This is a genomic window from Polyangium sorediatum (genome assembly GCF_029946465.1).
Taxonomy (GTDB): Bacteria; Myxococcota_A; Polyangia; order Polyangiales; family Polyangiaceae; genus Polyangium; species Polyangium fumosum.
The window spans coordinates 39,392-51,073 of the sequence record NZ_JARZHI010000076.1; the positions used below are offsets into that span (position 1 = coordinate 39,392).

Consider the following 11,682-nt stretch of genomic DNA (forward strand, 5'->3'; position numbering starts at 1 on the left):
GTGATCCATGCGGTCGAGCGTCTGCGGTTCAATGCCGACGACGCAACGCGGGAGATGGAGCCGACCGTCCTACGGGGTGCACGTCGTGAGCAACACGCTCACGGAGTTGCCGTTCGCGTTCGCTGTAGCGAGGTCGGGCATGCTGTCGCCGTTCAGATGGGACGCCACGACGCTGTAGGGGAGAGCGCCCGTGGGGTAGTTGACCCTGGCGGCGAAGGTGCCGTCGCCGTTGCCAAGAAATAGGCCCACGGTGGAGGTGGAAGCGCTCGTGGCGACGAGGTCGGGCTTGTTGTCGCCATTGAAATCCCGCGCCACGACGCCGGTCGGTCCTGCACCCGCGGAATAGTCGACCTTGGCGGCGAAGGTGCCGTCGCCGTTGTTGAGAAGCACGCTCACCGTGTTCGCGCTCGCGTTTGCAACAGCGAGGTCGGGGTTGCTGTCGCCGTTCAGGTCCAGCGCTGCGACCGAGAGGGCCGCTGCGCCCGTGGGGTAGTTGACATTGGCGGCGAAGGTGCCGTTCCCCGTGTTGAGCAGGACGTTGACGCCCCCCCCGTTCGCCTGGGTCGGGATGGCGAGGTCGGGCATGGCGTCGCCATTCAGGTCCATCGCCACCATAAGGCCGGGGCCCCCGCTCACGGGGAAGTCGGTCTTGGCGGCGAAGGTGCCGTCGCCATTGCCAAGAAGCACGCTCACGGTGGCGCTGTTGAGGTTCGAAACAGCGAGATCGGGCTTGCCGTCGCCATTCAGGTCCATCGCCGCGGAAGAGATGGGATCCGTGCCCGCCACGTAGTCGACCTTGGCGGCGAAGGTGCCGTTCCCCGCATTGAGCAGCACGCTCACGTTGTCGCTTCCTACATTCGTGACGACGATGTCGGGCATGGCGTCGCCGTTCAGGTCCATCAGCGTGACGCTGCTGGGCTGCGTGCCTACGGGGTAGTCGACCATGGCGGCGAAGGTGCCGTCGCCGTTGCCAAGGAACACGCTCGCGCTGTTCGTGCCGAAGTTCGAGGTGGCGAGGTCGGTCTTGCCGTCGCCATTCAGATCGAGCGCCGCGATCGATCGGGGAGACGTGCCAGCGGGCAAGGTCGACCCGGTGAACTGGTTCGTCCCGGTGCAGGCCGGGTAGACGCACGCTCCGCTGACGCAGTTCATGCCCGTGCCGCAGACGAGGGGGGGGCCCGCGGTGCAAACAGCGTTCTGGCAGGTATCGCCCGTGGTGCAGCCGTCGCCGTCGCTGCACGCGAAGCCGTCGGCCTGCACGGGGTTCGAGCACATCCCCGTGCTCGTGTCGCAGGTGCCGGCCGCATGGCATTGATCGAGCGCGGTGCACACCATCGGGGCTCCGCTCGTGCAGGCGCCGGCCTGGCAGGTATCCGCCACGGTGCACGCATTGCCGTCGTCGCAGGCCGTGTTGTCGGCCTTGTTCGGGTAGCTCGGCACGCCGGCCGTGCAGACCTCGTCGGTGCAGGCGTTGTTGTCGTCGGGCGGGAGATCGGTATTGGTGGGGGTGGCGACGATGTTGCCGCTGCCATCACACACCGCCGTCACGCAGTCGCCCGCGGTCTGTGCTGCCACCGGGATGTTCGCCTCGGTGAACGCCGCACCGCACATGCCTGCGGTGCACGTGCGCACCTTGCACTCGTCGTCCGTGCCGGGACAATCGGCCGCGGTGTTGCAGCCGATGCAGGCGCCGTTCGCGTCGCAGACGAGGCCAGCCCCACACGTTGTGCCCTGGGCCTTGTTCGGGTTGGAGGGGACGCCGGCCGTGCAGACGTCGTCGGTGCAGGGCTTGCTGTCGTCGGGCAGGTCGGTGTCGTCGTTCTGGGCGATGGTGGCGCCGTTGCCGTCGCACACGGCTTTCTTGCAGTCCCCTGCAGTCTGCGCGGGCAGCGCGGTGTCGGCCGGGGCGAAGTCGAGGCCGCACTTTCCCTGCGCGCAGGTGCGGGTCTGGCAGGCGTCGTCCATGCCGGGGCAGTCGGCCGGGACCCTGCACTCCACGCTGCCGCCGCCGCTGCCGCCGCTGCCGCCGCTGCCGCCGCTTCCGCCGCTTCCGCCGCTGCCGCCGCTTCCGCCGCTTCCGCCGCTGCCGCCGCTGCCACCCTCGCCTCCTTCGCCTCCTTCGCCGCCGGTGCCGCCGGTGCCGCCGATGCCGCCGGTGCCGCTGCTGCTGGAGGACGAGGCGCTCGTCGCTCCGCCGGCGCCACCCGAGTTCTCGATCTGGCTCCGATCGACCGCGGCGATGAGCTCACAACCGAGTGAATTGGCGAGAAAACCGAAGCACACCAGAGCAAGCGGGGAAGCTCGATTCATACGGACTCCTTGATCATGTTGAAGATGGCGAAGCTCGACGCGTAGACGCGGCCGGCGACCTTATCAATGGCAAGCATCCTCGGGGCGAAGCAGGCCCCCTGCCCCGCCGGAGTCAGCCCTCGGCCGTGAGCAAGACGCCCGCCTTGTGCAGGTCCTCGTTGAACTTTCATGTACGCGGCGATGGTTTTGATCGCGCACCCTCTCACATTTGAAGCGGATTCACAACGTCCGCCGCCGCTCCCTCTCCCGCCCTCGCTCCCTCCGCCTGCAAAACCACCTTGACCTTCCCCCATCCCTCCGGCTTTCCTGCGGGCCGCACCTTCCTGAAAAGGATCCCCTCGATGGCAACCATCCCCGCATGGAAGCTCCGCCGCCTCGCGACCCGCGCCAAGCGCGGAGCCGGCACCGTAGTTTCGTGCGAAATGAACCGCCCGCGCCTGGGGCGCGGAACGAGCCGTTCGTGAGCGCGTCGACGAGAGGACCGATGGAAACAACCGACGAGACGCCACGCACGCCGCTCGCGTGCATCGACGGCGAACCCTTCGTGTATGCGGACGTTTCGCCCATCCCCGGCCGCTCGCCGCGTCTCGATCTCCCGCTGCCTAGCGTGGGCCCCGCGCTCGATCACTACGCGTCGCAGCACGCGCCGCTGGGGCTCATCGCGTTTCGTCTGCGTCGGGGGGACGTGGCGGTCCTCGATGACGTGACGCGCGCCCTCTCGCATGCACCTGCAGCGGAAGGCCACGATGCCGGCACGGCCTACGGGCATCGCGTGCGCGCTTTGCTTTGCGACGATTCGATCGGGCCGAAGGTCGTCTCTTGGCTACAGAGCTGCCTCGCCGACGAATCCATTTCGCGCGCGGCGCGCGCGGCGCTGGCGCGAACGATCGCCTTCGGTCCGCAAAGCGCTTCACCCACGCTCGATGCACTCTTCGCGTCGGACGTCGTCGACGACGAAGCACGAGAGACGTATGCTGCGATGCGCCGTGCGAGGCAAGGCGCACGCACCGAGCCCGACGAGCCGGAGCCCGACGAGGCGCGGCGCGCGCTGCTCGCGAATCCGTTCCTCGCGGTGCGCGAGCTGAGGGATGGCGCGCGTGAGGTGCTCGCGGCTCACCCCGAGCTTCGCGGGGACGTGCTCGCCGCTCTCACGGTCGTGGTCACGGACGAGACCGAGCAATACGATGTCCGCTTTCACGCGCTCGAACAGCTCACGGAGCTCGATCGCGCGTACGCGGTCGCCATCGCCGAGATGGTGGAGGACCCCGGGATGGCCCCGCGGGTCGCGCCGCTCGTGAAGTTTCCGGAGCCCGGCGCGCTTGCGCGCTACGCGCACGACGTGGGGCTTCTCTCCGAGCTCACCGACGGGGGGCCTGTTGCGCTCACGATCGAAAACGTCCTCGGGTCGCGTACGGCCCTCTTCGCGAAGGAGACCGACGCGTACCCGAATCACTACGACGACGTGCTCGCTCGCCTGGCGCGGCTCGTGTCGCCGGTGCTCGACGACGTCCTCTTCGAGGAGGTGCCGCACCATGAGTTCTTCGATGACGACGAGGACGAGGACGAGGACGAGGACGAGGACGCGTATCGGCCGGTGAACGACCCCGATCAATTGCGCGACGCGTACAGGCTGCGCGCGTTCTTGCCGGATTGCACCTACGAGATCGTCGCCGGCAACACCACGGATTGGATCACGGTGGAGCCGGCGCTGGCGCTCCTGAACACGCTGTGCGAGGCGCGCGGGTCGGACGACCGCTTCGTCGAGCTCCCGACCGGCTCGCAAGACGGGTGCGTGCTCGCGGCGCCAGCGCGGGCCATTCAAACCGCCGTCGACGAAGGCGTCCTCGTCGTGGTATGGCCCGATTGAGAGGTGAGACGATGACGAAGAATGTGACGGGATGCTCGTGCAACGCCTTTGTCGACGCACGTAACTACAGATTCGTGCGCGAAGATGCACAAGGCTTCTGGCTCGCCGATCTCGAGCAGGGCTCGTCCGGCATGGGGGGATATCAGCGGACGTATGGCCCCGCGATCGCGTTCTGCCCGTTCTGTGGCACGAAGCTCGTGACGGCGCCGCGCGGCTAAATCCGGCCTGCGGCGTCAGGCGAGCGTGACCAGCTTCCTGGAGACGTGAGCGTTCGCGCCTCAGCCGTCGCCGCGGAGGCGTTCGAGGATCACCTCCGCCCGCGCGAACGCATCGCCATAGGCGTTCGGCGGAAGAGCGCCGTCGATCTTCCAACGTGGTCCGCGGCCGCGGGCGCGGTCGACCTGCTTCTTCACGCCACGACCGCCGGCCGAGGCCGCGTCGCACATTGCATTCCAGTGCTGAAGGCTCTCGGCCATGAAGAAGAAGCCTTCTTCGTGCGAATAGTAGAGGACGACGGCGGCGTCGTCCGGAGCCTCGAAGAAGACGAGCACGCCGACGTAGTCGCCATCCGCTCCGGCGATGGGGAAAAACGGCGCGTCGAATCGGGAGCCGACAAGCTCGTCCCAGTCGGGGTCGGCGCCCAGCCAATCGAAGTTCGACATGTCGAGCGACGTCTTGCCCTTGGGCGTCAGCGCTTCCCCGTATTCGGCGAAAAAGTCCTCGGCACGTTCGCCCTGGGGGTTTTGCAGCGCGGCCGCGAGGGACGGAGAGACCGCGGCGACCGCGTCGAGCGGTCGTGGCAGGACGCTCAATGCGTCGCGCTTCGCGGATTCACGCGCCTCGTTGGCCGCGCGTTCCTGGCGTACGAGCTCGGGCTCGGGGATGTCGATCAGGTACTGGAGTCGGTGGTAGAGCCGTGCCTGCTCTTCCGCATCGCCGATCTCGCCGAAGTGATCGAACCATTCACGAAGCACGTCGAGCGCCTCCTCGACGAGCGCGCTCGGATCTTCGAACGCGTCGGGCGTCGTCTTCATGCCGAACAAGATCGTCCGGTCCCCTTGGAAGAAGCTACGTAACGCGAGCAGGTCATCCACAGCAGTCATCGTCCGCGACGGCGGGCGAGCCTCTTCGATCATCCGCATCGCCCAGCTCTGCATTTTCTCTTTTGAGATGGCCACGCGGAGCATGTACCACCGCAACGGAAATCCTGCACTCGTGAGGGTCGAAATTCGGAGGGCGAACCCATGCCGCAGAAGCCACGCCCATGCCTTGCGTCGCGCTTTCGCCGGAATGGCGCCAGCCATATTGTAAAAGATCACCAAAGCAAGCGTTGGGGGCGCGGGGCTCTGGACAGCGGCCGCCCCCCTTGTCACCTTAGGCGCCCTCACTCCCGCCTCGATCACACGCGGCGACCGGGCCAGAGACTTCATGAGCCGAGCCCAAAAGAGCCTCGAAGCGTCCATCCTCCCCGCGCTGGTCCTCTGCGCAGCGGCTTGCCGGGAGCCCCCCCGCGACGGTCCGCCCGCGCTTCCCGCTCTCCGCGCGACCCCGGCTGTTTCACCAAGCCCGGCGACGCTCTTCTCCGGCAAGCTCGCCGCCGATGAGCCTTCTTCCAGCGGACGGGCCGATCTCGACGGCGACGGCGCCGAGGACTGCTGGGAAGCGCAGGATCAAGGTGGCAGCGGCTCCGGGGGCGTTGTCCTGAAGATCGAGTCTCCCTGCGGTGGACCGGCGTCCACGATCGACACGAGCTCGTCGTTCGGCCATTTCCTGGCATTGACGGCGCTGCCGCCGGCGATCGGCGCTCGCCCCCGCCTGGTCGAGGGGGTCATCGACCTGCTCTACGGTCGCGCGCATCTGCGGCAGCTCGGCGCTTCGGGCGGCGGGACGATCGACGGCTCTTTCCATCGGCTGCTCGACCACCACCTCCGCGTGCCCGGTCCGGCCCGCCCGCCCTTCGCCCAGACCGGCAAGTACACGCCGGTCTGGTCTCCCGGCCCTCCGGCGTTGCCCCCGAGCCAGGTCGTCGTGCTCTCGGATCCCGCGTATCGCTCCCTCGCATCCTCCTTGAAGCCGACCGAGGACCTCCCGCAGGCCGCGCCTTATGCGCTGCTCGCATACCATGCCCATAACCATCATGGGTTGAAGCAGGTCGCGCGGTGCGGCCCGCGCGCGGTGTACACGACCGATCATGGGGTGATCGTCCACGACACGGACAGAGGCGCTTCGAGCTGGGTTTTTGTCTCCACCGGCGTGACCAAGCTCCGGCAACCCAGCCTCGGCCGGGTCGCCTGCGCGGGCGACCTGGTCGCGGCCGATCGCCACGTCGACGATGGCATGTGGGAGCTCCTCGTCGCCGAGCCCCGGACAGGCCGCTATGGGCGAATCCCGCTGGAGGGGCCCTGGTCGCTCGACGAACGGGCGCTCACGGTCGGAGAGGAGACGAACACGGTCGAGGACACGGCGCGGGCGCTCTCTCGTCCGTGACGATTGGAAGATCTCGGTCTGGAGCCTACAGCTTCGTGCAGGTTCCCCAAGAATCGCAATTGGCCTTGATGGGGTAGGCTTCGCCGATGCACGAGTCCGTCTCGTTCGTGCCCTTCGGCCGGCAGGTCAATCCGCCCGCCTCATTTGTGTAGCAGCAGGAGGTAAAGGGGAGCGGCTGAGCATTCAATGGCACCACAGCGAACCCAATGGCGCCAAGCGCGAGCGTTGCGAGGACGATTCTGCGAGCGTGAGCGTAGATGGACATGGCGTAACCTCCGGGGCAGCAAAAAGCGTTGTTTCTTGGTGAGGCGAACCTCGCCGCCGCGCTGCCTTTCTCGTGATGAAGCACGCCCCGTGCCGCACCCGCCGAGGAGGGGGCGCTCTGGCGATTTTGCCGAGGCGACGAAAACGCGCGCCTCATGAGGTGAACGCGTTTCAGACGCCCGTCATGCGGGCGTGACAGAAGTCCGTCATGCGGGCGTGACAGTGTCCCGCGGGCGTCACACTCGAATGCCCGGCACCCAGCCGTTGCCGGCAAGCGCGGCGAGCACGTCGACAAAGACCCCGACCGTTGCCGGCAACCACGGCGACCCTGTCGACAAAGACCCCAGTCGTTGCCGACAAGCGCGGCGACCCTGTCGACAAAGACCCCAGCCGTTGCCGGCAAGCCCGGCGACCCTGTCGACAAAGACCCCTGCCGTTGCCGCAACCACGGCGACCCTGTCGACAAAGACCCAGCCGTTGCCGGCATCCACGGCGACCCCGTCGACAAAGCCCCCAGCCGTTGCCGGCAACCACGACGACCCTGTCGACAAAGCCCCAGCCGTTGCCGGCAACCACGGCGACCATGCAGACAAAGCCCCAGCCGTTGCCGGCATCCACGGCGACCCTGTCGACAAAGCCCCAGCCGTTGCCGGCAACCGGAACGAGCCCGTCGACGGAGCCCCAGCCGTTGCCGACGAGCCCGGCGAGCATGTGAAGGCACGCGTGATCCCCGCGCCCCACCCCCGCCCCCCGCGGCGTCACTCGATACGCTCGCCGCCCTTCTTCACGTCGTCCTTCGTGAACCGGCGTGATCCGAGCGTGATCGTCTTCGGCACGGACTCCCCCTTCAAGATCCGCAACGCCGTCTCCACCGCCTCGCGCCCGCCCGTCGGATACTGGAACGTCGCGTCCAGGATCCCCTGCTCCACGTAGCTCACGCCCTCGTGGGGCAACGCGTCGATCCCCACGAACTTCATCTCCTTCTCGCGGCCCGCCGCCCGCGCCGCGAGGTAGGCGCCGTGCGCGCCCGGATCGTTGTGCGCATAGACGAGGTCGATCTTCGGCAGCCGCGCGAGCGCCGAATCCATCTCCTTGCGCGCCTCGGGTTCGAGCCATTTCATGTCGGCCTCGAACGCGATCTCGATCTCGGACCCGGCGATCGCCTCGCGGAACCCCGCGCTCCGGTCCTGCCCCGGCGTCGACGTCATGAGCCCCTTCAGCTCGACGACCTTGCCCTTGCCGCCGAGGACCTTTTTGATCCATTCGCCGGCCGCGCGGCCAATCTTCTTGTTGTCCGCGCCGATGAACGTCGTGTACCGCTCCCCGAGCACGGCCCGATCGAGCACGATGACAGGCAGGCCCGCATCAAACGCTTTGCCGATCGGCTCGGTGAGCGGCTGGGCCTCCTTGGGGCTCACGAAGAGCACGTCGACCTTCGCCGCGACGAGCTCCTCCACGTGCGCCCGCTGCTTGAGCGTGTCGTTTTGCGCGTCCTTGAAGATCACCTCGATGTCGGGGTGCTCCTTGGCCGCGGCGGCGATATCGGCGTTCATCTGCACGCGCCAGGGCTCGCCGAGGTTGCATTGCGACATCCCGATCACGAACCGGGCCTTTTTGGATCCCTTGGGCTCGCGCGCGCAGCCCGCGGCGAGGACGAGGGGCGTGAGGAGAACCGTGCGACGTGTGAAGAAAGGCCCATCCAACGACATTTCCTTGTGACCTCCGGGCGGCCCTCCGCGCGCCCCTCAAGCGTTTTTCTGGGCCACCGCCGCGACGATCACGATGGCGCCCGTGAGCATGAGCCGGCTCGCCTCCGGCACGGCATTGATGCTGAGGATCTTGTCGAGGTACCCAATGGTCAGCACGCCGAGCAGCGTGAGCCCCATCCCCCCGCGGCCGCCCTTGAGGCTCGTGCCGCCGATGACGACCATCGCGATCGCCGTGAGCTCGTAGGTGACGCCGGCCTCGGGGTCACCCTGCTGCTCCTGCGCGGCCTGGCAAATGCCCGCGGCGGCCGCGCAGACGCCGGAGATCGCGTAGGCGAGGATCTTCGTGGCGCGCACGGGGACCCCGGACAAACGCGCGGCCTCCTCGTTTCCCCCGACGGCATAAAGATACCGGCCGAGCCGGTGGCGGGCGCATACGACGCCCACGATCGCGGCAATGGCGAGGAAGACGAGCGTGACGGCGGCGACGTTGCCGCCGAAGACCTGGGCGTCGAGCGCGCGAAAGAGCGGCGGGACCTGGACATAACGGAGGACGCCGTCCGGCCCGGGGACGGCCGTCGCGACTTTCGTGCCTCCGCTCGTCGTTTTTGCGAGGCCACGGGCAAAGACCATCATCGCGAGCGTCGCGACGAAAGGCTGCACGCGGGCAAACGCGACGACCGAGCCCGAAGCCGCCCCGCACGCGGCGCCCATCCCGAGCACGAGGAGCACGGAGAGCCAGGCCGGCTCGCCCGCGTGAATGCTGAGTTTCGCGGCGACGACGGCCGAGAGGCCGAGGACGCTGCCGACGGAGAGATCGATCCCGCCCGCGAGGATCACGGGGAGCAGGCCACAAGCGAGGATCCCGACGACGGAGGCCTGCCGGAGCGCGCCCTGGTGCGTGCCGAGGCGGAAGAAGGCGCCTTCGGCGGGGAAGATCACGCCGAGGGCGAGGACGAGCGCGAGGGAAACCAGGGCACGCGCGAGGGGAGCGTGGTGCCACGCGGCGGGTTTTCCGGGGGAACGCGGGGCGGGCGTTTCGAGGTGTTGGGGGGTTTCGCTCATGCGCGGGCCTCGTCGTGGCCCATGGCGAGGGCGAGCAGGGCGTCCGGGGTCGCTTCGGCGCGCGCGACGTCGGCCGCGATCCGGCCGCGTCGGAGCACGAGGACGTGGTCCGCGAGCGCGGCGATCTCCCGCGCGTCCGAGCCCGCCACGAGGACGGCCGCGCCCGCAGCAGCGAGGGCGCGGATCTTCGCGTGGATCTCGGCCTTGGCGCCGATATCGACGCCCCGCGTGGGTTCGTCGCAAAGAAGGACGCGGGGCGCTTCGAGCAGCCATTTCCCGAGGACGACCTTTTGCTGGTTGCCGCCCGAGAGCGTGGCGGCATCCATGGCGAGGGCCTCGGGCCGAAGGCCGACGTCCGCCGCCATGGCGAGGGCCGCGCGGCGCTCGCGCGCAGGGCGCAACCATCCGAGCGGCGAGAGCGCCGGGAGCACGACGAGGGTCCCATTGTGCTCGGCCGTCATGCCAGGCACGAGGCCCATGGTGGTCCGGTCCGCGGGGACGAACGCGACGCCGAGCGCCCTCGCCTCGCGCGGCGATCCAATTCGAACAGGCACGGACGAGATTCGCACGGCTCTGGCCCGCGCGCGCGCGCCGAGCGCCCCGGAGAGCCCGAGCAAGAGTTCACTCGCGCCCGCGCCCGAGAGGCCGAAGAGGCCGACGATCTCGCCCGCGGACACCACGAACGAAGCCCGATCGACGAGGCGCCGTTCGCCGTCGACCGAATCCACGGAAAAATCCTCGACCGCGAGCCGCTCGTCCCGCGCCGAGGGCGAGACCGGCAAAACGTCGGCCGGCGCATGCCGCGGGCCGAGCATCCAAGTGACGACCTGATCGAGCGGGATCTCGCCCACGCGCGCAGAGCCAACGACGCGGCCGTCGCGCAGGACCGTGAGGCGATCGGCGATCCGCTCGATCTCCTCCATGCGGTGCGAGACATACACGAGGGCGACGCCACGCGCCCGGAGGCCGGCGATGAGCTCGAAGAGCCGATCGATCGCAGGCCCCGCGAGCGCGCTCGTGGGCTCGTCCATGATGAGCACACGCGCGCCGCGGCCGAGGGCCCGCGCGATTTCGACGAGCTGTCGCTCGGGGAGCGAGAGGCGCTCGACGAGCAAGTCGGGATCGAGATCAAGCCCGACCTCGGCGAGGATCCGCGCGGCGCGGGCGCGCTCTCGCCGGCGATCGATGAAGCCAAACCAACCAAGAGGTCGCTCGACGAAGAGGTTCTCCGCAATCGAGAGCGCCGGCAGGAGCGAGAGCTCCTGATGAATGACAGCGATCCCGAGCGCGCCCGCATGCGCCGGGGAGCGAGGACGGACCAGCTTGCCATCGAGGAGAATCGAGCCGCCGTGATCCGCGTACACGCCGGCGAGGATCTTGAGCAGGGTGCTCTTGCCCGCGCCATTCTCCCCGAGGAGCGCATGGACCTCGCCAGCGTGGAGATCGAGCGAGACCCCGTCGAGGACGGTCGCCCGGCCAAACCGCTTGGAGATGCGCTCCATGCGGACGACCGGAGCGGACGCACGATCGGGCTCAGCCATACGGGCGTGGGAAGGGTAGTGCGAGGTGGAGCGGTACGGAAGGGGCGAAGGTCACGGCCGCGCGAGCGATGCTGCAATGCCCGGGACGGCATTCGGCGACGTCGCGCTGGGGCTTTGCCCCAGGCCCCAGGAGGGGGCTGTCCGCCCCCTCCACCCCGGACCAGCCAGGGGCTGGACCCAAGCTCGAGGAACTGCGCGATGCGCAGTTCCTCGAACAGGCCCGGGGCAAGACCAGCCGCGACCCTGCCCACCAAGACAGCCGCGCTGCGGGTTCGGCTGGCAACCCGGCTTCTTCGTCGGCCTGTTTGAAAAACTGCGCGGAGCGCAGTTTTTCAACCCTGGGTCCAGCGCCTCGCTGGTCCGGGGTCGAGGGGGCGGACAGCCCCCCGCGGGGACCGGGGCAGCGCCCCGGCGCGACGCCTCACGCTTCCACGAGGGCGCG

8 protein-coding genes are annotated in these 11,682 nt (G+C 68.6%); 3 read left to right on the forward strand and 5 right to left on the reverse strand.

Translation table 11 applies throughout. From position 1 onward, the window contains the following. Positions 1-69: 69 nt before the first annotated feature. Positions 70-2,310 (reverse strand): FG-GAP repeat domain-containing protein, encoded by a 2,241-nt coding sequence (locus tag QHF89_RS42505; protein WP_284721660.1) that lies wholly within the window; start codon positions 2,308-2,310, stop codon positions 70-72. A 484-nt stretch (positions 2,311-2,794) separates the two neighbouring features. On the opposite strand from QHF89_RS42505, the gene QHF89_RS42510 reads away from it, so the two are divergent. Together QHF89_RS42510 and QHF89_RS42515 are read left to right on the forward strand one after the other, a co-directional pair. Further along, positions 2,795-4,177 carry a hypothetical protein gene (locus QHF89_RS42510; protein ID WP_284721661.1) on the forward strand — a complete coding sequence of 461 codons (1,383 nt, stop codon included), beginning with the start codon at positions 2,795-2,797 and terminating at the stop codon, positions 4,175-4,177. An 11-nt stretch (positions 4,178-4,188) separates the two neighbouring features. After that, on the forward strand, positions 4,189-4,395 hold the full coding sequence (locus QHF89_RS42515; protein ID WP_136968084.1) for a hypothetical protein: 207 nt from the start codon (positions 4,189-4,191) through the stop codon (positions 4,393-4,395). Positions 4,396-4,455: 60 nt separating this feature from the next. On the opposite strand, the gene QHF89_RS42520 is transcribed toward QHF89_RS42515, so the two are convergent. Next, complete coding sequence (locus QHF89_RS42520) at positions 4,456-5,355, reverse strand: hypothetical protein (protein WP_136968083.1); 900 nt, start codon at positions 5,353-5,355, stop codon at positions 4,456-4,458. Between the two features lie 250 nt (positions 5,356-5,605). Between QHF89_RS42520 and QHF89_RS42525 the strand changes: the two genes are divergently transcribed. After that, the gene (locus QHF89_RS42525) at positions 5,606-6,664 is read left to right on the forward strand and encodes a hypothetical protein (protein WP_136968082.1); all 1,059 of its coding nucleotides are present in this window, start codon (positions 5,606-5,608) and stop codon (positions 6,662-6,664) included. A gap of 1,022 nt (positions 6,665-7,686) precedes the next feature. Here QHF89_RS42525 and QHF89_RS42530 read toward each other — a convergent pair. Genes QHF89_RS42530 through QHF89_RS42540 form a run of 3 tightly spaced genes read right to left on the reverse strand, consistent with a single transcriptional unit; the run spans position 7,687 to position 11,240 of the window. Next, a complete protein-coding gene (locus tag QHF89_RS42530; protein ID WP_284721662.1) occupies positions 7,687-8,631 on the reverse strand; it encodes a substrate-binding domain-containing protein in 945 nt (314 codons plus the stop codon). A 42-nt stretch (positions 8,632-8,673) separates the two neighbouring features. Further along, positions 8,674-9,699: an ABC transporter permease gene (locus QHF89_RS42535; protein WP_136968080.1), complete on the reverse strand. Its 1,026-nt coding sequence runs from the start codon at positions 9,697-9,699 to the stop codon at positions 8,674-8,676. Next, positions 9,696-11,240, reverse strand: a complete 1,545-nt coding sequence (locus QHF89_RS42540; RefSeq protein ID WP_136968079.1) for a sugar ABC transporter ATP-binding protein — start codon at positions 11,238-11,240, stop codon at positions 9,696-9,698. The genes QHF89_RS42535 and QHF89_RS42540 overlap by 4 nt, the downstream gene beginning before the upstream one ends. Positions 11,241-11,682: the final 442 nt, after the last annotated feature.